General features: G+C 41.6%; 25 protein-coding genes. 20 read left to right on the top strand and 5 right to left on the bottom strand.

The genetic code is table 11. From position 1 onward, the window contains the following. The first annotated feature begins 18 nt into the window (after positions 1-18). Positions 19-390 (top strand): hypothetical protein, encoded by a 372-nt coding sequence (locus ACM0OX_RS03605; protein ID WP_414513141.1) that lies wholly within the window; start codon positions 19-21, stop codon positions 388-390. A gap of 42 nt (positions 391-432) precedes the next feature. On the opposite strand, the gene ACM0OX_RS03610 is transcribed toward ACM0OX_RS03605, so the two are convergent. Next, the gene (locus ACM0OX_RS03610) at positions 433-864 is read right to left on the bottom strand and encodes a hypothetical protein (RefSeq protein ID WP_414513142.1); all 432 of its coding nucleotides are present in this window, start codon (positions 862-864) and stop codon (positions 433-435) included. Between the two features lie 300 nt (positions 865-1,164). Between ACM0OX_RS03610 and ACM0OX_RS03615 the strand changes: the two genes are divergently transcribed. The 11 genes from ACM0OX_RS03615 to ACM0OX_RS03665 all read left to right on the top strand — a co-directional run bounded on the left by ACM0OX_RS03615 (position 1,165) and on the right by ACM0OX_RS03665 (position 11,001). After that, positions 1,165-1,503 (top strand): hypothetical protein, encoded by a 339-nt coding sequence (locus tag ACM0OX_RS03615; protein WP_414513144.1) that lies wholly within the window; start codon positions 1,165-1,167, stop codon positions 1,501-1,503. Positions 1,504-1,801: 298 nt separating this feature from the next. Then, a complete protein-coding gene (locus ACM0OX_RS03620; protein ID WP_414513146.1) occupies positions 1,802-3,940 on the top strand; it encodes a pentapeptide repeat-containing protein in 2,139 nt (712 codons plus the stop codon). A 121-nt stretch (positions 3,941-4,061) separates the two neighbouring features. After that, entirely contained in the window at positions 4,062-4,553 is a 492-nt protein-coding gene (locus tag ACM0OX_RS03625) for a hypothetical protein (protein ID WP_292784516.1), read from the top strand. A gap of 124 nt (positions 4,554-4,677) precedes the next feature. Beyond that, complete coding sequence (locus tag ACM0OX_RS03630; RefSeq protein ID WP_094352643.1) at positions 4,678-4,884, top strand: hypothetical protein; 207 nt, start codon at positions 4,678-4,680, stop codon at positions 4,882-4,884. 209 nt (positions 4,885-5,093) lie between these two features. Next, the gene (locus ACM0OX_RS03635; protein WP_414513148.1) at positions 5,094-6,350 is read left to right on the top strand and encodes an N-acetyltransferase family protein; all 1,257 of its coding nucleotides are present in this window, start codon (positions 5,094-5,096) and stop codon (positions 6,348-6,350) included. After that, complete coding sequence (gene ruvX / locus ACM0OX_RS03640; protein ID WP_414513149.1) at positions 6,351-6,827, top strand: Holliday junction resolvase RuvX; 477 nt, start codon at positions 6,351-6,353, stop codon at positions 6,825-6,827. 146 nt (positions 6,828-6,973) lie between these two features. Next, on the top strand, positions 6,974-7,546 hold the full coding sequence (locus tag ACM0OX_RS03645) for a DUF3727 domain-containing protein (protein WP_104907765.1): 573 nt from the start codon (positions 6,974-6,976) through the stop codon (positions 7,544-7,546). 227 nt (positions 7,547-7,773) lie between these two features. After that, positions 7,774-8,400 (top strand): hypothetical protein, encoded by a 627-nt coding sequence (locus tag ACM0OX_RS03650; RefSeq protein WP_414513151.1) that lies wholly within the window; start codon positions 7,774-7,776, stop codon positions 8,398-8,400. Between the two features lie 54 nt (positions 8,401-8,454). Beyond that, positions 8,455-8,994, top strand: coding sequence for a YqeG family HAD IIIA-type phosphatase (locus ACM0OX_RS03655; RefSeq protein WP_069068441.1), 540 nt, complete (start codon positions 8,455-8,457; stop codon positions 8,992-8,994). Positions 8,995-9,251: 257 nt separating this feature from the next. Next, positions 9,252-10,361 (top strand): glutamate 5-kinase, encoded by a 1,110-nt coding sequence (proB, locus tag ACM0OX_RS03660; protein WP_414513153.1) that lies wholly within the window; start codon positions 9,252-9,254, stop codon positions 10,359-10,361. A 52-nt stretch (positions 10,362-10,413) separates the two neighbouring features. Continuing rightward, positions 10,414-11,001, top strand: coding sequence for a Uma2 family endonuclease (locus tag ACM0OX_RS03665; RefSeq protein ID WP_414513155.1), 588 nt, complete (start codon positions 10,414-10,416; stop codon positions 10,999-11,001). An 80-nt stretch (positions 11,002-11,081) separates the two neighbouring features. Here ACM0OX_RS03665 and ACM0OX_RS03670 read toward each other — a convergent pair whose 3' ends face one another. Further along, positions 11,082-12,569, bottom strand: a complete 1,488-nt coding sequence (locus ACM0OX_RS03670; protein ID WP_414513157.1) for a hypothetical protein — start codon at positions 12,567-12,569, stop codon at positions 11,082-11,084. A 476-nt stretch (positions 12,570-13,045) separates the two neighbouring features. Beyond that, entirely contained in the window at positions 13,046-14,020 is a 975-nt protein-coding gene (locus ACM0OX_RS03675; RefSeq protein WP_414513159.1) for an ROK family protein, read from the bottom strand. A gap of 243 nt (positions 14,021-14,263) precedes the next feature. Here ACM0OX_RS03675 and ACM0OX_RS03680 point away from each other — a divergent pair, with 243 nt between their 5' ends. Next, a complete protein-coding gene (locus ACM0OX_RS03680) occupies positions 14,264-14,485 on the top strand; it encodes a hypothetical protein (protein WP_414513161.1) in 222 nt (73 codons plus the stop codon). A gap of 4 nt (positions 14,486-14,489) precedes the next feature. Here the strand turns inward: ACM0OX_RS03680 and ACM0OX_RS03685 are convergent, their stop codons facing one another. Then, positions 14,490-15,242: a Mut7-C RNAse domain-containing protein gene (locus ACM0OX_RS03685; RefSeq protein ID WP_414513178.1), complete on the bottom strand. Its 753-nt coding sequence runs from the start codon at positions 15,240-15,242 to the stop codon at positions 14,490-14,492. Between the two features lie 1,094 nt (positions 15,243-16,336). Between ACM0OX_RS03685 and ACM0OX_RS03690 the strand changes: the two genes are divergently transcribed. Next, positions 16,337-17,314, top strand: coding sequence for a sucrase ferredoxin (locus ACM0OX_RS03690; RefSeq protein WP_414513163.1), 978 nt, complete (start codon positions 16,337-16,339; stop codon positions 17,312-17,314). Between the two features lie 163 nt (positions 17,315-17,477). Here the strand turns inward: ACM0OX_RS03690 and ACM0OX_RS03695 are convergent, their stop codons facing one another. Beyond that, on the bottom strand, positions 17,478-19,073 hold the full coding sequence (locus tag ACM0OX_RS03695; protein ID WP_414513180.1) for a helix-turn-helix domain-containing protein: 1,596 nt from the start codon (positions 19,071-19,073) through the stop codon (positions 17,478-17,480). A 1,073-nt stretch (positions 19,074-20,146) separates the two neighbouring features. Here ACM0OX_RS03695 and fdxB point away from each other — a divergent pair. The 6 genes from fdxB (at position 20,147) to ACM0OX_RS03725 (ending at position 26,346) form a co-directional block, all read left to right on the top strand. Beyond that, positions 20,147-20,440, top strand: coding sequence for a ferredoxin III, nif-specific (gene fdxB / locus ACM0OX_RS03700; protein WP_012407144.1), 294 nt, complete (start codon positions 20,147-20,149; stop codon positions 20,438-20,440). Positions 20,441-20,964: 524 nt separating this feature from the next. Continuing rightward, complete coding sequence (locus tag ACM0OX_RS03705; RefSeq protein WP_414513165.1) at positions 20,965-21,954, top strand: cytochrome c oxidase subunit II; 990 nt, start codon at positions 20,965-20,967, stop codon at positions 21,952-21,954. A gap of 140 nt (positions 21,955-22,094) precedes the next feature. Further along, complete coding sequence (gene ctaD, locus ACM0OX_RS03710) at positions 22,095-23,786, top strand: cytochrome c oxidase subunit I (protein ID WP_414513167.1); 1,692 nt, start codon at positions 22,095-22,097, stop codon at positions 23,784-23,786. A 451-nt stretch (positions 23,787-24,237) separates the two neighbouring features. After that, positions 24,238-24,837 (top strand): cytochrome c oxidase subunit 3, encoded by a 600-nt coding sequence (locus ACM0OX_RS03715; RefSeq protein ID WP_414513168.1) that lies wholly within the window; start codon positions 24,238-24,240, stop codon positions 24,835-24,837. A gap of 114 nt (positions 24,838-24,951) precedes the next feature. Continuing rightward, the gene (locus ACM0OX_RS03720; protein ID WP_414513170.1) at positions 24,952-25,437 is read left to right on the top strand and encodes a hypothetical protein; all 486 of its coding nucleotides are present in this window, start codon (positions 24,952-24,954) and stop codon (positions 25,435-25,437) included. 297 nt (positions 25,438-25,734) lie between these two features. After that, the gene (locus tag ACM0OX_RS03725) at positions 25,735-26,346 is read left to right on the top strand and encodes a cupin (RefSeq protein WP_414513172.1); all 612 of its coding nucleotides are present in this window, start codon (positions 25,735-25,737) and stop codon (positions 26,344-26,346) included. Positions 26,347-26,503 lie beyond the last annotated feature (157 nt).

Here is a 26,503-nt window from a genome sequence, read left to right on the forward strand (position 1 = left end):
GGACAAAATTTATTAAAAATGAGCTTTAAGTCATTTCAATTGAATCTTTTAAATCTCCGCCCTTGGCTTACCTTGCTGGCAGTTGTTTGGCTGCTGGCATCAGTAGGCTTGGGCTGGTTAGTTAATTCATTGCTAATTATTTTCGGGTTGCTGTTGTTGGCACCTATTGCGGCTTTTTTTGGCTTTCGTTGGTGGCTGCAACGCAACCTGGTTGCCGATCAATGTCCCGTCTGTGGATATGAATTTACAGGTTTAAATAATAGTCAGTTGCAATGTCCTAACTGTCAGGAATTACTGTTAGTACAAAATAGTCATTTTCAGCGCTTCACACCAGAAGGCACAATTGATGTCACTGCTGTCGAAGTTCCAGCCAAATCACTGGAAGAATAGTCAAGGATCGTTAGTCATTAGCAAAGCATAAATGACTAATGACTATTTATTTTTTTGCGAGATTGAGAGGTTATAAGTAAACTGTTGCGGGGATAGTTCGCCCACATACAGTGAGTATTTTCCTGCCTGCCAATAACCAGAAAGTTCTGACTTACCTCCAGAGTAACTATCTGCTAGTACGCAAAAGCGCCCCCCAGGCCCGTCGATTAACAGTGTTGGCTTGCCTTTACTTTCTACTGTTAATCGCAAATAAGGTAGTGACTCTGTAACTTGGATAACTTGATTAGGTTCAGTGGTAATATTGCCACAATTACTTTTGACAGTTCCTCCAGATTTTCCATTCAAAATCAATGGATCGGGTTGGGAATTTCGATTAATTTGGATTGTTGGTGTCTGTGCCAAATTAGCCTCAGTGAAAACCAAACTCATCGCCAAAGCTGTGGGAATAATTGCAAGTAGCCTAAGCGTCTTCATTTTAATTAATGCTCCAGATTTTTTTTTAGAGCAATATTGTTATACAGTCTGATTTATATAGACGACAGCAATCCCTCTTGGTTCCAAAAGCTGGCGTATAAAGCAATACCAGTTAGTTAAGGATTATTTGTGAAGATTTGATAGGTGTATGTAGAGACTTTGCATTACAACGTCTCTAGAATTGATGTTTGTAAGGTCTTGCATGCACAGACATTAGCTAAAATCACTAAGACAACCACCAAAAATAGAATTTGGTTGGTCTATTGTTGAATAAGTATGCTAATGAGGTAGGAAAGATTAATGAATCCTCAACCAGAAGAAGACCTACAGCGTCGTCTCGATAAGCTAGAGGCAGAGATTAATTCCCCGCCTGGGGTGGTTTCACAAGAACAAAAACAAAGCCCTCAGTCTGTTTTTGCCAGCTTTAACTTGCAACTAGAGCGATTTCAGATTTGGTTCAACAGCTTATCTGGTGTGAAAAAGCTGGTAGTTTCGGGTGTGACGGTGCTAGCAGGCTTGGCGATACTGCAAGCAGTGTTTAAACTAGTTGCATCTGTAATCAGTCTGGCACTTTTGGCAGTGTTAGTGTATGTTGGATACAAATTTTTTGTGTCTGGTAGCTTTCAACGTAAGCAATAAGTTGATATGCATTTACTTTGCACTCTGCCTGGAGTTATGAGAGTCAGGAGCCAGAATACAAAAGGCTCCTGACTTACAGAGGATTTAAAGAAAGGTGAAGTACATAAGTGAAGTGTCAAAACTAGGTATAAAGCCTGTTTTACTTCTGAATTCTGTTAGCGCAGCCCATTCTGACTACTGAATTCTGCTGTATTACTCCTAAATCCTATTTCAATATGCTTTTCTTTTTGCTGAGTAGCTTAGTCTATTTTAATTGTGCCGATCGCGGCGTAGAAATAATATCAAAGGAAATTATACGATGACCTCACCAATTGTCAGGAGAACTAGTAATCAATCTGGTCAGTCAAAAAAATCGGAAAGAGCCAATTCGCTGCTGCTAGCAAGTAGGCGTTTTGCTGCTTGGGCAGCTGAAATCACACTCGTGGTTACTAGTGGATTGATTCCCTTCGGCATTGGTGTCTATGCCAATTCTAGAAGCGATCTAAACCGAGTACCGCTTAACCCCGTGCTGGTAGTCACAGAAAGAGCGATCGCCAGACCTTTAGCTCTACCTGTGAGCTATGGCATCCGTAACGTTGCATGGCCGACTAATATTTTGTGGACAATCGCCTTGTTAGCGCCTGTAACTCTCTCGTGGTGGCAATTGTATTTATTAGCTAAGACTGGTAGCACAATTGGGAAACGTTGGTTAAATGTGCGGGTTGTCAACGAGCAAGGAAAGCCGCCCGGACTGGGGGCAGTTGCGATCAGAGAAGGCGTTGGGCGTTGGACTGTACCCATTTCCATAGCCTATCTGCTGTGGCGCTACAGCTTTGCTTTTCCCAATTTAGGATTATTCACATTTTTATCTTTATTAATGATTGTGGGTGAAGGGATTGGCTTACCGTCGCGTCGGGGGCGTCGCGCACTACACGATCAACTCGCAGGTACTTATACAATTGATGCAGTCTTAGCTAGCAACAAACAAGCTCAGTCTGCTGACGGTAACGATCGAGCAGAAGAAGAGCGGGAGGGTGAAGAATTTGCGGCAGTCGAAACCAGCCAATCGCATAATTTGTGGCGGCGAATACAGCAAAATCCCAATCTGACTTTATTTGGGGTAGGGCTGACGAGTATGACTGCTGTGCTGGCAACTTTAATCGGGACTCAAGTTTATATCCAAATTCAACAATCCCAGCGAGCAACCAAGCAAATCAACAGCCAACAATTCCTCGAACTTGTCAAACAATTGACTCCCAACTCTGGGGCGACTAATGAGCAACGTCAAAGTGCAATTCTGGCTATGGGTGGTCTTAATGACCCACAGTCCATTAAATTTCTGGCGGATTTATTAGTTAGCGAAACTAACCCCAGCCTTCTGGATACAATTCAACAAGCTTTGACAACTGTCGGGCCCCAAGCCATCCCAGAACTCAAAAATAAGAATCAGTTTTTGGTCAGCGAACTGGAATCTGTGGGTAGCACGGCAACCAAAGAGCGAGAATTACGGCAAGGGCGGCTACAAAGAAACCAGCGGACAATCAACAAGATTCTCTCTGTTTACAGCGGTAAAATCGAGGGTGTTGACCTTAGTAGAACCCAATTAGGTCAAAGCGGTACTTCAGGAAGTTCCTACTTCAACTTGGTACTGGAAAATCTTGATTTATCAGGAGTTAAGTTTAAATCTGCAAATCTTAACCAAGCCAGCTTTAAGGGTAGCCGCTTCCGGGGTGTGGGTGAAGATGGACGCTGGGATACCTACGACGATGTAATGGCTGATTTAAGCCAAGCTCAGTTGCAGCAAGCCAATCTTACTGATGCTAATCTTAGTCGCGTTTTGATGAACCGGATCGATTTGAGTCGTGCCACTCTTAACAGAGCCAACTTATCCAATGCACGTCTATATGATGCTAAACTCAACAGCACCCAACTAGTAGGAGCCGATCTGCGAAACGCAGTTTTGGAAAAAGCTAGCTTGACTGGGGCAGATTTAGGCGATGCCAAATTGAACGAAGCCAATCTGTATGCAGCGCGTTTAGGTCGCGCCACTGCGATCGGGACGCAATTATCTTTTGCCAACTTAACTAACACTGATTGGCAAGGGGCAGATTTATCAGGAGCCTATTTGGATCGTGCTAATCTCAGCAATGCTAACCTCAGCGCCACTCGTTTAACTGGTGCTGTTTTACGCTCTGCCCAAATGGAAAACGTTAACTTGCAAAATGCTGACCTGAGCCTTGCAGATTTACGTGGGGCAAATGTCGCTGGAGCAGATTTTAAAGGAGCAATTCTCGCTCCTAGCAAACAAGACCCAGCAGATCAATTTGTCCAAACCCCAGATTTAGGCTCAGTATCTGCCGTAGTTCAAGGGGTTGATTTTTCTCAAGCCAAAAATTTAGATGCCAAGCAATTAGCATACATTTGTACTCAAGGAGGCATTCATCCCCGTTGCCCATAGAATGGAAGGGCAGGGAAGCAGAGGAGCAGAGGGGCAGGGAGAAAATAACCGATGTCCCATGTCCCATGCCCACATTACAAATGACAATTGACTAATGACAAATTGGTGTGAGGAGTTGGTTATGAAGTATATTCCATCTTTGGTTTCAGTTTTGGGGGCTGGTTTGGTCTTGAGTCTGGCGAGTACGAAACCAGCACAAGCTCAAGTAGCTTATGGCAGTTATATTGGTATCGGCCCCACTGTTGGTTTTACCGATGGTATCCAATTTGGGGGAGTAATCGCGGGGCGCTACAAGCTTTTGGAAGCACCAATTTCACTGCGCGCTCAAGTGTTAATTGGTAATAATACGGCTGTTGTACCAACGGTTTCTTACGATTTCCCCCTCAACTGGCAAGCTGATGCCTACTTGGGCGCTGGGTTAGTGTTGGCTGGTGGTGGTGGTTCTTCCCCTGTGGGCGACAAAATTAGTTTTGCTTTACAACCAGGCATTGATTATATGATCCCAAATAGCAATACTGTCCTTTTTGGCAATGCTATTATTGCTTTTGATGCCTATCGAGATAGCAGTGGTACAGCTATCTCCGTACAAGGTGGTGTTGGTTTGAGATTTTAAGGGGTACACTATCCCTAAGAAGCGTTAAACTTCATTGCAAATTAAGAAGTTAGTCCAAACAACGTGATAGTTTTTGGTCATGAAGAGAGACAGCACAGGATTAACACAGGAGAACACAGTGGCAATGGAATCAAATTTATTAACAGATGCAGGCGCAGATGAAGTGAATCAAGATTTCAGTGAATATGTCGCCAATCTGCAACTTCACATGACTCTGCAAGCTCGTAATCTTGTTCCAACACTGAAGCAAACACTGGTAGATAGTCGCCACCAATTACTCCATCAAACCCAAGCCCATTTTGAAAAGCTAGTTTCTCGGCAAGGGTTATAAAATATATACAAATTTTAATCAAAATTCAAATAAAATAAGGGCAGATGTTGTTGGGTCAATGCCAATGGTGTTCTCACAAGGTCTGCTTTTTCTGCTTTTTAAGTATTAAGTTACTAAAATCACCCTTTTGGCACAATAGTAGAGAGCAGAAACTAGTTAAGATTATTGCAAGCAGTTTATTCCTTTCAAGAGCAGTTAGTTAAGGCTAAATGGCGGCTCGAATAAAAATGACTTCATTACTTCCCAGAAACCTCAGCGTTGTTATCCGACCAGTCCAATACCGGGATCTGGACGGAATTGAGCGCATAACTCAAGAGTCATTCGCAGCCCTCACTCCTCAGGGAGCAGGTTTTGCCATCAGCCAGATGCAAAGGCTGCGTCGCTGGTATGGATTACTCAAATTTTTAAGTTGGTTTCCTAACCCGCTACAGTATCGCCTCTGTGCTTTTGTCGCAGAGCAAGGGCGGATACTTTTAGGAATGATTCAAGTGTCACCCTTTAACCGTACACGTAGTACTTGGCGGCTCGATCAAGTGCTACTAGAGCGTGGTGTCGATAAACAAGGAATTGGTTCGCAACTTTTGCGTCATTGCTTTGAATCGATTTTGGAAGCTCGTACTTGGCTACTAGAAGTTAATATCAATGACATAGAGGCGCTAGCACTATATCGGCAAAATGGATTCCAGCGTCTGGCAGAAATGACATACTGGGAAATTGGGCCAGAATTACTGGCTGAATTGGCACAAGCAGAGCCAGACTTGCCCAACCTCTTGCCAGTAAGTAATGCTGATGCCCAGTTGCTATATCAACTAGATACGGCATCAATGCCACCTTTGGTACGTCAGGTTTTTGACCGCAATACCCGCGACTTTAAAACCAGCTTGTTCGGTGCTTTAACTGATGCAGTGAAACAATGGCTGACTAAAACAGAAGTAGTCAGTGGTTACGTATTTGAACCGCAACGCAAAGCTGCGATCGGTTATTTTCAGGTACAACTCGATCGCAAAGGTGAAGTTCCCCATGCTGCAACGCTCACAGTTCATCCTGCTTACACCTGGCTTTATCCAGAATTACTATCTCAACTGGCTCGTATTGCCCAAGATTTTCCCCAGCAAGGGTTACAACTAGCTTCCTCAGACTATCAGGCTGAACGAGAAGAATATTTGGAGCGAATTGGGGCAAAACGCATAGAGCATACATTAGTGATGTCTCGCTCTGTGTGGCACAAGCTACGAGAGTCGAAATTCGTCTCCTTAGAAGGAATCCAGTGGACTGATATGCTGCAAGGTTTACAACCTACTCGTAAACCTATACCAGGTGGGATGTCATGGATACAACCAGGAAAGTTGCCATCATCAGATAAGTCTCTGCCAAGCAAGCCAGAACCGATTAACTTTTCGGTAAAAAACCCTAGCATAGAAACATCGCCGATTTCTGAATCAGCAGATGGACAGCAGGAGAATTAGGTGATATCCCAAGAGCAAGCAAAACCATTTATTTCAGCCTTGGGACTAGATTTTGGTCGCAAGCGGATTGGTGTGGCTGGGTGCGATCGCACGGGTTTAATTGCCACGGGTATCACCACAATTGAGCGTGCATCTTTTGAGCAAGATGTCGAGCAAATCCGACAAATAGTTAATGAACGTGAGGTGCAAGTTCTAGTTATGGGCTTACCTTATTCAATGGATGGCTCACTAGGATTTCAGGCTCGTCAAGTTCAGAAATTTACTAAAAGACTTGCTAAAGCACTAAACCTGCCTGTGGAATATATGGATGAGCGATTAACTTCATTTCAAGCAGAGCAACTGCTGATAGCTGAAAACCGCTCCCCATCACGCCATAAAGGTTTGATTGACCGCAAGGCAGCCGCTTTGATTTTACAACAATGGCTGGATGTTAAGCGTGCCAGCTCCCGCAGTTCAGTTGCGGCTATTGAATATTGATACCTTTTAACATGATATTCTGAAAACGATTAGCCAGCAGTTGTATCTACGTATAAAGCTATTTGTTTGACATAATAATATGTCATTAACTATAGTTAAGCGATTTTCAAACTTGCTGGTATTTATTAAATTTCTACATTTCGGCTATGTTTTCCTCTCCATTTCCTGAAGAAAATGATAACGCTCATGCGGGTTCCATCACTTTAACCGATGACAAAGGGCGATCGCTCGACTGTTACATAGAGCATTCCCTGGAGGTAGATGGACAAGAATACGTTTTACTTCTTCCTGTAGACTCACCTGTAGAAATTTTTTCTTGGGAAGGTGACGGTGAGGAAGAAGAAGCAGTTCTGGTGGAAGACGACACTATAATTGAGCAAATTTTTGCTAATGCCCAAGCCGTACTATCTGAGCAAAACTTGATACTGAAGAACACAGCCTATGCTCTGACAGTTGCAGGTGATTTACCGCCAGTGGAAGAATCAGAACTCTTCACCTTAGAAATCGAAGATGAAGAGGCAGATTTAGAGCCTGAGCAATTACAGCTACTTGCTAGCTTTTATGAGGAAGATCAGGAGTATGCAATTTATACACCTTTAGATCCCCTGTTGTTTTTTGCACGAATAACGAAAACAGGTGAGCCTGAATTACTTTCTCCAGAGGAGTTCCGCAAAGTGCAACCTCTGTTAGAAGAACATCTTTTTAATGAAGTGGAATAAGATTAAAAATTCAAAATGAAAATATTACATTTTGAATTTTTAATTGGGAATTTTCATTGTAATCAAAATCTACCTAAACCTTTTACCATGTCCCATTAAATGTGGAAGCTATGAAAGATTGACACTAAATTGGGACAATTAGTATTGTTTAAGATTCTGGAAGAAGCATTTTGGTCGTGATTTTCAATTCCACAATCTAAATCCAAAATTGGTATGAGGTGCTGAAAATGGCTTATAGCGATTTTACATTAAGTAAATTTAAAAAGTCGTTCAGCATCCGCATTGATGAAGAAACTGATTTATGTGCTGACATAGAACCTTTACAGGCAAGCGAGAAACTCAAAAATTCTTTAGAAGAAACTACAGAACTGGCTTTAGCAATTAATACTGAAAAAGCTCGTTCAGAAATGATTATTACTCCGATATTGTTGGAGGTAAGACGCAGGGCTAATTATCCAATTAGCTTATTTTCGGGAACAGATTTTAATGTAGATACAGAAAAAGGTCTGAATGGATACTGTGACTTTATCATCAGTCGTTCTAAAGAGCAGCTAACGATTAATGTGCCAGTGGTAGTTATTATTGAAGCCAAAAATGAAAATATTAAAGGTGGATTAGGTCAATGTGCAGCCGCAATGTTGGCAGCAAAATTATTTAATCAACAAGAAGGAAATGAAATCAGACAAATTTACGGTGCAGTAACAACAGGGGATATTTGGAAGTTTTTGAAGTTAGAAGAAAACGATATATTTATTGATTTGAATAATTATTACATCAAAGAGATAGATAAGATTTTAGGGATTTTATCTCAAAATGTTCAGGGAGATATTCCAGGATGGACTTCGACTAACTAAACTATATTGGGTTATGCTCATTTGTCTTAGCTATTTAAATTTGACTGTTGACTTATGGTCTGGAACAATCTTTTACAGCCTGACTTGATTTTAGAAGGTTCAGTGTTGAACCTAACACCAGATATTATCCAAAAATACGGGCTTAAAGGGCTGGTATTGGATGTAGATGAAACTTTAGTACCCTTTACAGTCGGGATAGCTTCCCCAGAACTACGAGAGTGGGTGGAGCAAATCCGCACCTGTACTGCACTATGCTTGGTGAGTAACAATCTCAGTGAAGCCCGAATTGGTGGAATTGCGCGATCGCTTAACTTGCCTTATTACTTAGGTGCAGCCAAGCCTTCCCGACGCAAAATTAGAGCAGCACTGAGGGGAATGGATCTACCAGTACATCAAGTGGGAATGGTAGGCGATCGCTTGTTTACCGATGTCATCGCAGGAAATCGCCTGGGAATGTTTACTATTCTAGTCGAACCGATTGTTCATGCCGACGCGGCTCTCCGCTCTCATCCCGTCCGCAACTTTGAAGTTTGGATATCTGAAATTCTGGGAGCCTCTATTACCCCCAAGAAAACCAAGATTCACAAAAGTTGAGAAATCGTCAGGAAAGTAAATCTAAAGAAATGGTTAAGGAATCTTACTGGAACCAAAAAATCGGGGATCATAAGTATTAATAACATGGGGTCAGCCAAAAAAGACCCTAACTCATACTAAGTAAATATACTTCCGTAAAGCGTCAACCTTCACTATAGAGGGATTGGCGCTTTACAAATTGAGTTAGGAGTTAGAAGTTATGAGTTATGAATTAAATTCAACTCCTAACTCCTAACTCCTAACTCCTCACTTTTTAGATGCCACTAACAATTGTTGTCAAAATCGGTACTTCTAGCCTAACTCAACCAGAAACAGGACAATTAGCACTTTCTACTATTGCTACCTTGGCGGAAACACTCTGCAATTTAAGACGCCAAGGACATCGGGTGATTTTGGTTTCCTCTGGCGCCGTAGGCGTAGGGTGTGCGCGGTTAGGTTTAACTGAACGTCCTAAAGCGATCGCACTCAAACAGGCTGTAGCAGCAGTTGGACAAGGTAGGTTAATTCGGATATACGATGATTTATTTACTACCTTGCAACAGGCGATCGCCCAAGTATTATTAACTCGTAGTGACTTAGTACAGCGCAGCCGCTATCTCAATGCCTATAACACCTTTCAGGAATTACTGGGACTGGGAGTGATCCCCATAGTCAATGAAAATGATACCGTAGCAATAGACGAACTAAAATTTGGTGATAATGATACCCTTTCAGCATTGGTTGCCAGCCTAGTAGAAGCAGATTGGCTATTTTTGCTTACCGATGTCGATCGGTTGTACTCAGCCGATCCCCGTTCCGTGCCAGATGCGCGGCCGATCGCTTTAGTTAGTAGCATTAAAGAATTAACAGAATTACAAATCCAAACAAGTTCCCTAGGTTCCCAGTGGGGTACTGGCGGCATGGCGACAAAAATTTCGGCTGCCAGGATTGCCATTACGGCGGGAGTACGTACCGTAATTACCCAAGGGCGATTTCCCCGGAATATCGAAAAAATTATCCAAGGTGAATTGATTGGGACGCATTTTGAACCGCAACCAGAACCAACTTCGGCGCGTAAACGTTGGATAGCTTATGGACTTGTACCTGCGGGGAAATTGTATTTAGATGAAGGTGCGATCGCGGCAATTTCTCTAGCAGGAAAATCCTTATTAGCTGCTGGAATTAAGCTAGTAGAAGGAGAGTTTGATACACAGGATGCGGTGTTATTGTGTGACACCAACGGTAACGAAATTGCCAGAGGACTTGTAAATTACAACAGCAATGAACTGCAAAAGATTCGCGGCTGTCATTCACGAGAAATTTCCACAATTTTAGGCTATGCCGGTGCAGAAACCGTGATTCATCGGGATAATTTGGTTTTGACTTAAAATGGAAATGAGATAATTTTTTTGATTACTAACTAAGAGAGTAAAAAATATTATGACTCAAACGTTAGAAAATGCTGTTAACTTACCAGAAGAACAACGCTTCTTTCGACATGGGTTAAGTTGGGAACAGTTTAAAGCAATTCAAGCTAGCTTTGAAAATATACCAGGAGTGCGGCTGTTTTATTGTGATGGAGTCTTAGAAATAGTGACTATTGGTAAGCCTCATGAGGCGATTAAGTGTTTAATTGCTGCACTGCTAATTACTTATTTTGAAGTCAGGGGTATTGAATTTTTTCCTAGTGGAAGTTTTAGCCAGGTTGTTCCCAAGATAGTAGAATATCAAGCTGACTTATCTTATTGCTTTGTAACCGACAAACCTATACCAGACCTCTGTATTGAAGTAGTCATCACTAGCGGTAGTCCCATAAAGTTACAGAAGTACAAATTAATGGGAGTCCCGGAAGTTTGGTTTTGGGAAGATGGCACAATTGAAGTCTACTGCTTACGAGAACAAGAATATGAGAAAGTTGTTAAAAGTGAGCTATTAGCAGAATTAGATTTATCCCTGCTCAATCGTTGTGTTTTGTTATCGTCTCCCTTGGAAGCGATTAGAGAGTTTCGTCAAGGCATTCAACAGTAATAGCAGGTTTAAATGAAAGAAATACTTTAATATCTTCTCAGAGTATTAATTTCGGGATTTGTCATAGAAGCGAACGTTCTTTACCACTCCCATCGAGCGATGTCAGGTGCCGAACCGGAGTAAGGAAGTCCGACATCAGTTCCTTTATCCACCACAAGACTGCGTGACGAAGCCGGCTTATAGTAAGAGTTCCAACGATCGCCCGTGCCCGTAAATCTTGGATCTCCCTGGATGTTTGTCGCATTAACCGCGAATTGGATCTGCCAAGTTGGCTTTCCTGGATTCGTATTTCTGCGAAGATTATTAGTGAAAGCAATGTTCTTACCTCCTTGCACATCGTCTCCTTGAGAGTTCAAGAACACATTATTTTTGATCGATATCCTGTCTGCGGAGTTGATTTGTAGGCTATTCCCTAAAGTATCGAACACGTTGTTGTGAATCTTGATGTTGGAAGCTGGATCGGGAATGAAGACGGCAGCACTGTTCCCGAAACCAAATTGAACTTTACGAGCAACATTTGCGAAAATATTATTGTGGATGTTGATATCATGATTTTCTATACTTCCGCCCCATGCTTTCCCTCCCCAGATCGCAATACCGAAGCCCTTATCCTGAAAGTAGGAGTCGGATATCTCCACTCCGCTCAAGGCAACCTCGATTGACTCCTTAACACTGTGTCCGTCAATATCTTTTATTCGTAAGTTTCGTATCTTGAGATTGCTTGGGTGTGTAGCTGTCGGCTGGTATTCATTCATTATTGAATGATTGACCATCGATAACCACGTATTACACTTAACATTGTAGATGTCGTTTCCATAACTCAAATTCCAAAGTTCAATGGAAGCATCCTCACTCCACTGGGAATCAACTTCTGGAACCTGGATGTCGCAATCGTGAATCTTCACGTTACGTATATGACCTACATGCATGAACTTTATGCCATATCCTTTATTTTCTCGGATAGTAATGTTGTAGATGTCAGCGCCATCTAGCCCTCCAAGTCTCAAGTTCCCGGTAGATGCTCCCGATACTCCATCCGCTGCGGAGTTGATAAATGTGCAATCATGTATCGTTGTGTCCTTCATCCACTTTCCCTCTGGAAGCGGGACGTACCACCACATGTTGCCACGGGTAAAAACTGCACCACTGTGCTGGAAGTTTTTGAATGTGACATTATGCGTAGTCACGTTGTTACGATTTTCTACCCAGATGCCGGCTTTGATGGTTTTGCCGTTTCCATCTATGGTGAAGCCGCCTAACGTCTGATTGCCGTCTGTCGCTTCAATCATCTCGGAAGGAGAGCCGTACCGAGGGTTCGAGCCGGAGTAGCTAGGCGAGACAAGCTGAATAATGCTTCCATGATGCCAAAGACTCCAGTCGGTGCTGCCAGTGTTTACTTCTAGAGCAGGAATCGCACCGTTGCTAGTGATAGTCACGCTTGATTCACCCGCTCCCTCAATATTCACTCCCGGCGGAAGTACAGTCGCTTCCGTTTCTCTGTAGATGCCTGGGTTCAAATAAATCGTGTAGTTTTGATTCGGTTGAACTTGTTTTGCTGCATACGCCAACGTTCTCAATGGCTTGCCTAGCGATCCATCGCCTCCGGTATCGCTTCCCGTGGGAGATACGTAGACGTACAAGCTCCTGGTAGATTCGGCAGCCACAATTTTCTGCGTAGTTTCTAAATGGGTTGTGATTACAGCTACTAAAACAATAGTAGCTAAAGCTGCGTATGAAAGAAGGGAGCGTAGAATCTTTATCATTACTCAAAGGAGGGGAGGGCAAGGCGATGGATAGACGGAAGGGAGCAAAGAAATGAGAATAGAATGTTTTCTACCGTAAGAAATACTACGGCGGGGAAATCTTCCTCGTCTCTGTATGCAGGAAAAAAGGCTACTTGAGAATTTTTGTCTAGTACCTATCGATAGATAAGCTGTAAAAAACTTACCATTCCATCTTTCACCTGAGTATTAAGATTTATTCGCTTAAATTTACATCCTCTACCCAGTTCTGTTTGCACTTATGCATTCCACACGTCACTCATTTACAAATTCGGGATTGTCATAGAAGCGATCGCTACACCCCCCCACAATGGCGCATCATCCCCCAGTACCGCAGGCACAACTTCAAAATCAACCTCCGGTAAAGCCGTCTCCCGCGCCACCTGATGCACCACCCGCCAGAAATCTTCCCCTGCCTTCGTCACACCGCCTCCCAACACAAAGCGCTGCGGATTCATCAAATTCGCCACATTGCCAATACCCACACCCAGCGCCCAAGCAGCCTTATGCAAAACTTCCTTCGCCAAATCATCACCCGCCGCCGCCGCTTCACTTACCAACTGTCCCGTCAGCAACGTTAAATTATTCCCCACCAAACCCCTCAAAATCTCTCCATCTCTGAGTCCTCCGCGCCTCTGCGGTTCCTTTTCTAAAATTTCCCTAGCATTTTGCGCCATATAAGGCCCCGAAGCCAAACGTTCCACACATCCCCGCTTCCCACACAAACAAACTGGCCCAGCCGGATCTACAACGATATGTCCAATTTCGCCAGCCATCCCGGCAGCGCCCCGCCAAGGCTGGCCATTGAGTATCCAACCGCCACCCACGCCAGTGCTGACAGTGATGTAAAACAGGCTATCGTATCCTTGACCAGCACCAAAGCGATGTTCTCCCAAAGCAGCAATATTCGCGTCATTATCTACATCAACAGAAACGCCAAACTCCTCTTCCAACAAAGCTTTGAGAGGAATATTTTCCCATCCAACCACATGATGAGATAGTCGCACCGTCCCCGTGGAAGCATCAACCGGGCCGCCAAAGCTGACACCGATCGCAGCAGGTTTCGTGTCTTGCAGCAAAGAGTAAATGAGCGATCGCATAATTTCCAAGTCAGTACTAGCATCTGCATTCGCTGGCGACAGACGACGTTCATAACGCAACCACGTTCTAGAACCGATATTTACCAATGCTGCCGCCAGCTTAGTTCCACCAAAATCGAGAGCTAAAATTAATGTCATTCACTCACCTTTTATTACACCGTCACACAATGTAGCAGCGTGTCAAGACTAAATTTGTGCATTAGCAAACTCTTGTGGGATGGGCTTCTAGCCCGTCCTAATTGGCGGGCAAGATGCCCGCCCCACAAGAAAATTTATTGCAACATTTTAGTCTTGTCACGCCAGTAGTTTCTTTCTGAAGAAAGATGTTTGCGCTGAAGATACATTTAACACTAGAAAAACTACACTATTATTTAGCAACTTATGACTACTGAGCAACCCGATCCACTTATCGATTTATCTCAAGCTAAAGGGCCTCCTCGCTCTCTTGATATTGATAAAACTCAAGAGGCAGATCCCATTGAACCAGAAGAAGTTAGCGGACAGAGTAAGCAAAATCCCACTCCTGATGATTTGAATCGTGAAGATGAAGATCCCAGAATCGGGGGTAGTCAAATAATCAGTGGGAATATTTCAGCTGGGTAAATAGTTACTCATTTCTTTGTGAGTTGAGTACTCCATCAATAAACTGTTGCAATCGTTCATAATGTGAACCTTTCCAATAAATGCGATCGCAGTCTTGGCAACGTTGGAATTGATCAATCTGCAATCGCACCTTTTCTGGCACTTGTTCAATAATCGATTGCTTATCTACAGGTTCTAATAATCCATTGCAACGCAAACACCGTTTAAATGGTGAGATTAATTTAAACAGGTCGAAGCGTTGCAGTACTTCTAAAATTTGTTGTTCGGGGTTAGTGTTTCTAACGTAATACCCATGCGTTACCAAACTACGCATCAATAGACCTTTATCACGAGTCAAGAGAATCCGCGCTTGAGTATAGGATATTTGGGCTAATTTCTCGTCCTCGTAGTCATTGCGGTATAAAGTATCAAAACCTAAAAGTCGTAAAGATGTCGCCAGCTTCCCCAAATGAATATCTAAAACAAAGCGGATAATACTGAGAGGTTTTGGCAGAACAGAAACGCTTGGTATAATAAAATTCCTAGCTGAAATTGGATAAACATTGATAGTGTCTCCATCGGAAACTATGTAAGAAAAATTTACATATTCACCATTAACATTTATAGAATCCACCTCTGGATGAGGGACACCCAACGACTCAATCATGTCCTTAATTGAGGCTTTTTCCTCAAACACATGAGAGATTCTCACCTGTTTGTGATGTCGTGGTAAAAAATGATTCAATTCTGCATGAAAGTAGAAATATGCGATCGCCATAGCTAGAGATATTTGAACTAGTAAGTGCGCTTTTACTAGCAACAATTTGTCACAATTGCAAAACTTTATCTATTATATTCAAACTCTAAATGCTTGTTGTAGTAGGCTATGCTTACTATGAAATGCCTGTTCACCTTGATTTAAGCAATATCCTAGAGGCAACAAACTGTAAAGAAGTCATAAAGATTCTTAAAAACTTGCATTTCTTATTGACTTCAGTTACAGTCAAAGCAGATGCCTATCATCAAACCCTGACACTATCTTCAGGAAGTTAGATTAGGTAAAACGCTAAATACCAAATTTGTTAATTGTTGATGTCAGTGACGCTGCTGATAATTAGTCGCTACTTTTGATTATTAACTTATCGCAAATGAAGTATGGGGAAGTAAAGCATTTACCCCTAATTTGACTTTTTTTATTTTCTCAACCTATTGAGAATTATTTGCAATATGGATAATTCGATAGATAAATTGAAAGCAGATAGTGTGGAAGAAGTCTTAAAACAGTATTGCGATCGCTGTTTATTAAATGCTTCTACATCTACCTTTAGAAATATATTTTTCAGATGATCCGCACAGAATTATATCTTTATATGTAAAAACAGGATATGTAACTAGCTATGTAGATAATTTCAGCAAAACTTTAAACAACTAGGTTGCTGCTAGAAACATTTTTGATTGTAGTATCAGCTACATCAATATTGTCAGCAAGTTAATCGTCGGTAACTCTCCAAGTCGCTTTGTGTCTATGTGCTAGGTTTAATATATTTGATTTTGCCAAAGACACCAAATTCAGAAAAACTGAGTTTCCGCTAATGAAAATTTATTAAATACCAAATAACAATAAAACTAGATACAAAATTAACGCCACTCATACGGAAAAATATCTCTTGACACTATTTATCTTTATTGTGGAGAATTTATTAATGGGAAAGACCTTGAGCGATAATGATGTTATAAAGTGGCTACCTAGTTTTAAGTCGAAAATGAATATTGTTCTTTTTTATCTTCTTGAACCAAGGATATTGTAGTTAAGAACACAATTGTATTTTGTAATACCTTTTGTCGATAAAATATGCTAATGAGTACAGCGAGATGAATACTTTTTTTTGTTCTGATGATTCGCGGCAAGTAGGAGAAGATGTTATTGGTAGTGCCACCAATTATCAAACTTATATTTTAGTTGAGTGTCCTTTACCTTGGACATCAGAAGCCTTGAACTCCAAGTGGGTGCCTCAGAATTTGAGGATTTTGGTAGAAGAAGTGAAGCATGCGAAACTACCGATTAGATTTCTCCTAATTGCTAATGATTTATCACACAAGGTAAATCACACTACGCTTTTGATTTATCAAAAAGAAGAGGGGCTAAGTAATGGATACCATAAGCAGGAGTTTCAGCTAGGAAATATTGAGCAAGTAGCAGGGGTTGTCCAAAAATGGATAGGGGGTATCGATTCTAATTTGGAAGTAGAAACTAGTACAACTAGAGATATTTTAGTTTGTACCCACGGCAGCCATGATAAATGTTGTGCGAGATATGGCGCGCCTTTTTACTTCCAAATAACAGCGAGTAATGCTGATTTGTGCTTAGAGAATGTGCGAATTTGGAAATCATCGCACTTTGGTGGACATCGGTTTGCACCAACAGTTATAGACTTGCCAGAAGGAAGATACTACGGTCGTCTTGATGAAGATTCATTTAGATCGATTTTGACTCGTACTGGTGATATTCAATGCTTACATCAAGTCTATCGAGGCTGGGGAATTTTGCCTGCTGCACTTCAGGTTTTGGAAAGAGAGTTAATTCTTTATAAAGGGTGGGATTGGTTTAATTACAAAGTTGCAGGCAAAATTTTAGAGCAAAGTTTAGACAATAGTACTATTTTAGCTGAACTTAGTTTTGAACAACCTTGTGGTTCTCTTTACACTTACCATGCAAAACTTGTGAAAGATGAAACCAAGACTCAACAACTCAAGAGTTCATGTAATGCTACACGAGAGTTGGTAGTTACTAAATATGCTGTTGGTAGTTTTTGGATTACTTCTAGTAAGGTAATGAGTTATAGTACATAGAAGTGGAGAGTTTTTAAACGCAGAGGGACGCCAAGGGAAGCGCAGAGGAACGCAGAGTATTGCTAAGTTTAGTTCGCTACGAATTAATGAAATGCTGTATTTCGTATAACGCTACACAAATTCGTAATAAAATCTTTGCGTCCTTCTGCGTTTAAATTTCAAATCAAGATAAAGGCATATTTAAGACTTTTCGTAACAGTACTTGGTCTTCTAATTTGGCTTTTAAACGACCATTCTCGATATCTCGAATCCAGCTTTGGCTTTTACCTGTGAGTTTTGCCAATTCTCTTTGGGAGAGATTCAAATTTTTTCGCGCTTGCAAAATCTGTTCGCCTAGCAAATCGTTTGTAGTTTTGGGCTTCTTTTTGGCTTTAGCAGTTCTTGTTTTCTTTTTTTCCGATTCTGAGATTTGCTGTTCCCATTCTGGCGGGAGTTCAAAAGCTAAAATCCGCGCATTCATTAGCAGATTCCACTTACCACGGGGGCCTGTGTCTGTGAGGCGAGTTTCAGCACCACCGTCATTAGTCCAAAATTCTAATGCTTCATCTGGATCTTCGGGAAGATCGATTAATTTCGCCCACAAAGGTTGAATTTCTGGTGGATAAGTAACTGGATCGAAAAGTGGTTTCATTCCATAGTGATTGAGAATTTCCAAATCGCTTTCAAAGGTTCGCAGCAGACGTTTGCGTTCTTCCCGTTGTCTGGATGCAAGGGCGACTTTTTCTTCACCGTAAGCAATACGCAGCAAGGTAGGAATGGTGATGCGTTGTTCTTTACCCATTTTGGTTTTAAACAGCAACCACAGCATTAGTCGAACTGCGCCTTCATGTTGCTGCCAAATGCTCATAACTGTGGTTAGCAGTGTTTTGGGGAGACTGCCGTATTGATAGAATGCAGTGCGCTCTTTACATGCTTGTTTATTTAAGAAATATTGTGCCCATAACCCTGCTTTTACTTTAAAAGTTAGCCCAATCAGATATTTGCATCCGAGATTGTCTTCTTGGAAGTGGTGCTGAATATCTACTAAGTGCCATAAGCGGCTGCCGACAAGAGAGAATCCGTTAATTCGACCTTGTTGGGGCCAGTCAATGGAGATAATCAGAGAGCAAGCTTGCTGAACGATATTTTTCATTAAAGCTAGCTTGGCAGCTTTGCTCAAGTCTTTGCGTTTCTCCATCCCCAAATATTTCTCAATTTGTCGCTCATCGATCGCAAATTCTTGCTCCCAAGGTTGATCTAAGGCTGTAGCGTAAGCTGCAAAAATTAGATGTATGCAAGCGGCTCTGATGTCAAGCCCCTCAATTGCTGCTATATCTGTAGCCTTGTCGTTGACTTTGAAGGGATCTTGGATGTGAAAAGCGATCGCACCTCGTCCTTGATTGACTTGTCGGCTGTAACTTATGTAGCCTTCTTCATCGGTTTCCCAATGTAGGGATGTGCGCTGCGCTAATACATTACAAGCTTCCCAAATTGCGATCGCTGAAGCAAATGGATTATTCTTGCCATTAGAAAATAAGTCTAAGCTGCTAGCATCTCTTGGTTCAACTTTGCATCTTCCCTTTTTCGCCTGCCAAGGAATAGGAGAATTAGTTGGACAAGCTATTACACATTGCGGTTCTGAATAATAGCCCTCACAATTATTACAAAGACCAGGATCGACCCAGTATTCATTGTCCTCTATTCTGATTGCACCCGTAGGACATTGGGGGCGGCAGTTGTCACATCCAACGCAACTGTTGTTAGGAATTGTATAAGGCATTTGGCTCTTTTCCCACTCTAATCGTTGAGATGTCTGGCTCAGGTCTCCCCTGGATGAGTCCTGTTTATTCATGACTCCCTACCACATGATCTTTCTAGTGAGAAAAGATTATTCTCACTACGTTCTATTCCCACATCCACTTGTTAAATTCACATCCAATCGCAAGCTATTTAAGGATTTAAAAATAGCCTAATAAAACTTCTTATTAACTATACATTTCATGAAAAAAATGATTAATTTGTTCGTATTGAGCTTAGGAAAAAATCTTAACATTTATTTAATTAGGTAATTAATGAACATTTTAGCTTTGACCAGAAAACCTTATGCAAAGTATTTTTAGGAAATGTTTAAGCCTCCTGCAATTGAGCTTCCTCTGATTTGTTAATAATTTTAATATTTAAGGCATCATAATATTCTGCCATAAACTTTACAGTTCCTTTATAAATTAATTCTGTTTATTCAGATGAAATAAGAATATTCCTTTTGTCATGATTTATCTAAATATTTAAATCAAATCAAATTGAAAATTGTTGCTTTATAAAATACATATTGTATATATCAAAATGTAACTGATGAACATTTATTCTGGTATACATGTATACTGTTTATATAATTTTATTTGCCTAAATCTACAAATATTTGAAAAAGAATATCATTACTCTTAAAGAGATAGCTGCATTTGCTGGAAATAATAGTTAAATCAGCAGTTATAAATCACATAGACATGAAGCTTTAGTCACCTGTATAGGTTTAAAATCCTCAACTTTTTACTTATCCTCTGTATGGAAATCGCTGCTCATGGGCTGCTACCTCTAGTCAGAGATTGATTCATAGGCTCAATGAATGCATTTATATGTAGAACATAGGAACGAATAATACTAAATATTCATAAGAATTATTTGCAATAAGTTTTATCTATAAAATGACATAAAAAACAATTGAGTATTGTGTTCAAAGTCATCGAAAATTGATGTTATAAAAGTAAGTTTTGAATACAAAAGAATAAAAGATTAGGATAATATGATGATTAATGCACAAACAGATTGACAGGCAAAATTGCTGAGGATTTATTCATGGCACAACTAACAGGTTTGACATTTGGCGGTAAAGCTTGGACACCAAAATTCGCTCAGGAAATCGACAAGGACAAATGTATCGGCTGTGGCAGATGCGTTAAAGTATGCGGATACAATGTGCTTGGCTTGAAGGCGCTCAATGAAGAAGGTGAATTTGTGGAAGATGAAGATGATGAAGAAATTGAACGGAAAGTAATGGCAGTTACTTCTCCAGAAAACTGTATTGGTTGTGAAGCTTGTTCGCGGATTTGTCCAAAGAACTGCTACACCCATGTTGCAGTCAATAATTAAGGTATTTGGAGTTAGTCAAAATTTTTGTTAATTCAAGGAGGCACTGTTTGTAAAAAGCGCAAATGCGCTAGGCAAGGTAACTTGAGGGGAATACTCAATACTTACTGTAACTAATAAATAGTTCACGGTAAACAAATCCGTAAATCGTAAAATGTTAGCTATTAACAAATTTAAACTTGCTGCTAATATAGCCTAATCAATATTAGGTCTAACAGTGCCCTCTTGGAACAACTAGCTTTTCTGAAAGCAGGGGGCTAACTTTGTGGTATGAGTTGAAATATAATTTGCCATTTTTTGGGGGAAAGATATGGAAAAAATCTGGAAGTTTCCCCCATTTTTTATGGCTGCACGTTAGAAAGTTAATAAGTGAAAAGGAAATAGGAAATGGGGAAAGAACAAGGGAATAGGGTGCAGGTTACAGGAAATAGATGAATTCCTATTACCTGTAACCTATAACCTCTCCCCTAAAACCTAAACTCAGAAAATAACACCTCTAAAGACGGTTTACAAAGCAGGTAGCATGTATGCAACAAATTCCTGTTTCACTATGGACTCTGGTTGCTGGGATAGTAGTTACAACAATCAGCATTTGGATCGGTCAAAACCACACTCTCATGCCGGTGCAGGCATCCTTACAAGCGCCTTTGGTAGACGGTTTTTTTAACGTCATGTTTACCATTGCGATCGCACTCTTCTTGGTGGTAGAAGGAACAATTATAGTTTTTTTGGTTAAGTTTCGTCACCGTCGCGGTGATGATACCGATGGTTTGCCAATAGAAGGCAACGTTCCCTTAGAAATCTTTTGGACAGCAATTCCCACAGTAATTGTCCTCGGTTTGGGCATCTACAGCGTAGATGTTTTTAACCAAATGGGCGGTTTTGAGCCTGCTGGTCATCCTCATTCAGCTGCTCATGTTGCTCATAAGTCGGGAACTGCAATTGCTGCTACACTCAGCGATGCTTCTGAAGCAACAACTGCCCCGACAATTGCCCCAACTATCGGTATTGGCGCGTCTCCTCAAACCCTAAACAAACCAGCCGATTTAGTTGTTGATGTCAAAGGCATACAGTACGCCTGGATATTTAACTACCCCGATAGTGGCATTACCTCTGGAGAATTGCACATACCCGTCGGTGCTGATGTCCAACTCAACCTTTCAGCACAAGATGTAATTCACTCATTCTGGGTGCCAAACTTCCGCCTGAAACAAGATGCACTACCCGGTATCCCTACCGAACTGCGATTTGTCGCCACCAAACCAGGTACATATCCCGTAGTTTGTGCTGAGTTGTGCGGTGGTTATCACGGTTCAATGCGGACACAGGTAATTGTCCACACACCAGAAGAATATGATAGCTGGCGGACAGAAAACCAGATTGCTCAACAACAAAATCTAAATCAAGTTGTTGCAGTTAATCCAGCCGACTTATCAACATCAGAGTTTCTCGCGCCCCACACCCATGAGATGGGAATTAGTGCAGCCACTCTAAAGTCAATGGTCATTGGTCATTAGTCATTGGTCATTGGTCATTAGTCATTGGTCATTAGTCATTAGTTATTGGTAACTGACAGATGATAACGGACAAATGACAACGGACGAATGATAACAGACAAAGAACAAATGACAAATGACAACGGACAAAGGACAAAAATATGACGCAGGTAGAATTTCCCCGGAATACTCCACCAGAAGAAAATAAACCGGAAACTCTGGTGATTGGCCACACCTCTCATCCAAAGGCGTGGAAATGGCAAGACTATTTTACATTTAATGTTGACCACAAGGTTATTGGTATCCAATACCTGGTGACAGCGTTTGTTTTCTATCTCATCGGCGGATTGATGGCTGTTGCTCTCCGTGTGGAATTAGCAACACCAGATGCAGACGTACTTGACCCCAATCTGTATAACGCTTTCATGACCAATCACGGGACGATTATGATCTTCCTGTGGATTGTCCCTAGCGCCATTGGGGGATTTGGTAACTATTTAGTGCCCTTGATGGTCGGTGCCAGGGATATGGCGTTTCCGAAACTGAACGCGATCGCCTTTTGGTTGAATCCACCAGCAGGTGCGCTCATTTTAGGTAGTTTCATTTTTGGCGGTTCGCAATCTGGTTGGACAGCTTACCCACCTTTGAGTTTGGTGACAGCACCAATCGCTCAAACTATGTGGATATTAGCGATCGTCTTAGTGGGAACTTCTTCAATTTTGGGTTCACTGAACTTTGTGATCACCATTTTGATGATGAAGGTTCCTAGCATGAAATGGGATCAAGTGCCCTTGTTTTGTTGGGCAATCTTGGCAACCTCCCTGTTGGCACTTCTCTCCACACCTGTATTAGCAGCCGGTTTAGTTCTGCTGTTGTTTGACCTCAACTTTGGCACCTCTTTCTTTAAACCAGATGCAGGCGGTAACGTTGTAATTTATCAACACTTATTCTGGTTTTATTCTCACCCGGCAGTATATTTAATGATTCTGCCCATCTTCGGCATCATGTCGGAGGTAATTCCAGTTCACGCCCGCAAACCAATCTTTGGTTATAAAGCGATCGCTTACTCTAGTGTCGCCATCTGCGTTGTTGGTTTGTTCGTCTGGGTACACCACATGTTTACCAGCGGCACACCCGGTTGGATGCGGATGTTCTTCACCATATCCACTCTCATAGTTGCAGTTCCCACTGGCGTGAAGATTTTTGCCTGGGTTGCTACCCTTTGGGGTGGTAAAATCCGCTTCACCACGGCAATGCTTTTCGCCATTGGCTTGTTATCCATGTTTGTCATGGGCGGCTTAAGCGGTGTAACGATGGGAACAGCCCCCTTTGATGTTCACGTCCACGACACATATTATGTAGTCGGACATTTCCACTACGTTCTGTTTGGCGGTTCCGTGTTTGGCATTTACGCCGGCATTTATCACTGGTTCCCCAAAATGACCGGACGAATGCTCAATGAAAACTGGGGACGGGTTCATTTCGCCCTTACCTTCATCGGCACTAATCTTACTTTCTTACCCATGCACGAGTTGGGTTTGAAAGGAATGCCCCGACGAGTGGCAATGTATGACCCCCAATTTATCGACCTCAATCAGATTTGTACCTTTGGTTCATTTGTTTTGGCAATATCGGTAATTCCCTTTGCCATCAACATGATCTACAGTTGGCTGAAGGGGCCTTTGGCTGGTGATAATCCTTGGCAAGCTTTGACTTTAGAATGGACAACTAGCTCACCACCCGCAATTGAAAACTGGGAAGTGTTACCGGTTGTGACTCATGGCCCTTATGACTACGGTCATGGTCATAGTACAGAAGTACAGCCATCTGCAACACCGGAAGCTAGTGCTTAGTTCGTAGATTAAGTAGTGCGATCGCACTTAAAGTCACTGAAACTTCAACTTCTAGTCATTAGATTTGAAAACTCGAAACTCCAAGCTTGGAACCCAAAGCTTCAAGCTTGGAACACGAACGCCCGAATTCAATAAACGGACACCCGAATTCAATAAACGGACGCCCGAATTCAATAAACGAACACCCGAATTCAGAAAACGGACACCCGAATTTAATAAACGGACGCCCGAATTCAATAAACAGACACCCGAATTCAATAAACGGATGCCCGAATTCAATAAACGGACGCCCGAATTCAGAACACGGAACTCGGAATTTTGAGAATTCCTGAACAAGTCAAGAGTTTGGCTAAACAAGGATTTTGGATAAAGAATGGAAATTTTGCTGATTTAGATTTCATTCTTTATTCAAGCTTCCACAACAGACGTAGGTAATATTGTCAAAAAATCTATGACTATAGCTACAACCACAAGCGAAGATCGCAGTGCAGGACACGAAGAACATCCAGATTTAAGAGTTTGGGGATTGTTAACGTTCCTCGCTTCTGAATCCCTGATGTTTGGGGGATTTTTTGCCACTTATTTATTTTTCCGGGGTACTACAGCAGTTTGGCCTCCAGAAGGAAGTGAAGTAGAACTACTCGTGCCGACGATTAACACCATTATCCTGGTGTCGAGTAGTTTCGTGATTCACTTTGGTGATACGGCGATTAAAAAGAATAACGTCAAGGGAATGCAACTGTGGTATGCAATTACTGCAATCATGGGGGCAATTTTCTTGGGTGGTCAGGTTTATGAGTATTCAACATTAGGATACGGACTGACTACCAACGTCTTTGCCAACTGCTTTTATATCATGACCGGGTTCCACGGTTTGCACGTTTTTGTAGGACTGTTATTGATCTTACGTGCATTGTGGCGATCGCGTCTTCCCGGTGAATATTCTGCAACCAATCATACTTTCATCGAAATGACAGAAATTTACTGGCACTTCGTAGACATTATTTGGATTGTATTATTCACCTTGGTGTACGTTCTCACTTTGTTTTAACAAAAGTTAGGAGTGAGGAGCCAGAAGTAAAGAGTTAAGAATTTATAACTTCTAACTCGTAATTCACAACTTCTAACTCATAACTCCTAACTCCTAACTATCCAGGAATTCATTATGCAAGTTAATACAAACCAATTCTCATGGTTCCAGGTTCCAGAGGACATTAAAAACTTATTAGTTTTAGCTGCACAAAACTGGGAAAATACATCAGAATCGGAAAAGTATATTCAACAAGCTTTAGCACAAACTGGTGAAAATACAGATGTCTTGGTAGCAGCATATAGATTTTTCTATTATAAAAATAATTATTCTCTTGCACTACAAACAACAATCAAATTATTAGATAAAATTAAAGAACTAGAAAAATTTCCTGATGACTGGGAGCAACTTAAGCCGATATTAGTCAATCGCAAAGAAGAACCACAAATTCGATTGTACTTAAATACTTATGCTGCTTCTGGATTAGTACTAGCAAAGTTAGGAGAAATTGAGGAAGCAAAAGAAATCAGCACTAAAGTCAAAGAGATAGACGAAAAGCAGGATTTTGGTGCCGGAATTCTCCTGGATATTTTGACACGTCCAGCAGAAGAAGATGATTAATTAGTCAATGCACTTCTCGACAAGAAAGAGTCGGGGTGGGTAGAGACGCGATTAATCGCGTCTGTAAAACAACCAATGTCCAATGTCCAATTCCCAATGAATTCCCTTTTTGCGAAAAATCATGAACAATTGGTTATCTACCAGATCGTATTCCTCTTACTCCTTATTAGGAGCAGCTACTGATAGTAACTCTATCTTTCCTCCTATCACGATACCTACTCAATTTCCTGTAGGTAATATGCCTAATGTCTCTCCGATCCTGATCGTCCAATCTTCTCCGTTATCAATTTAAAAGTTATGAAAGGTAGGGATTGGCTGCTAACGGGGGACGGTCAGCATCAAGCTTGTAAATCTGTGAGAGCATGGGATTTATTGAGAGAAAATTACCGCCTTTATCGGTTTTTAACTGAGGTGGAAGATGTTCTCAATGGCAGTGATAATGAAACCAATTGTCTGCCAGAAATTCGGATGCTCGTAAGGCGCTTGATCGTCAATTCCTACTGGGTACGAAGTCAACATTTAGAGCCTTCGCCCAAAACGGGAACCTCTGTTTTACTCCTATACGATGAATTGGGTTTTCCCTTAACTGTGCAAACAGTAACATTTGCGCCGGGAACCCGATCGAACATTCATAATCATGGAACATGGGGAATCGTGGCAGTGCTAAAAGGTCAGGAAAAAAATACTTTTTGGCGACGCACTAATAGCCCCGAATTTCAGGACAAAATTGAACCGACGGGAGAGGTAACTTTATCCCCAGGAGACATTATTAGCTTTACTCCCGATGCAATTCACTGTGTAGAAGCAGTGGGTGATGAACCAACTGTGACTTTTAATATCTACGGCGAAACCGATCCGAATGAGAGATTTGAGTTTGACCCGATTAAGTATAGTGCTAAAAACTTTTAGCATCACGCAGTGGGCGCACACAGGCGTTATAGGTGTCAACTTAACGCTAAAACCGCTTGGTGACAACGTTTTGCCCTCACCCCCAGCCCCTCTCCCTTGGGGCGGTGTATACACAAGTCTTTGAGAGTTGCCTCACAGCGTTTAGATCCCCCCTAAC

Source organism: Nostoc sp. PCC 9305 (genome assembly GCF_963920915.1).
GTDB lineage: Bacteria > Cyanobacteriota > Cyanobacteriia > Cyanobacteriales > Nostocaceae > Nostoc.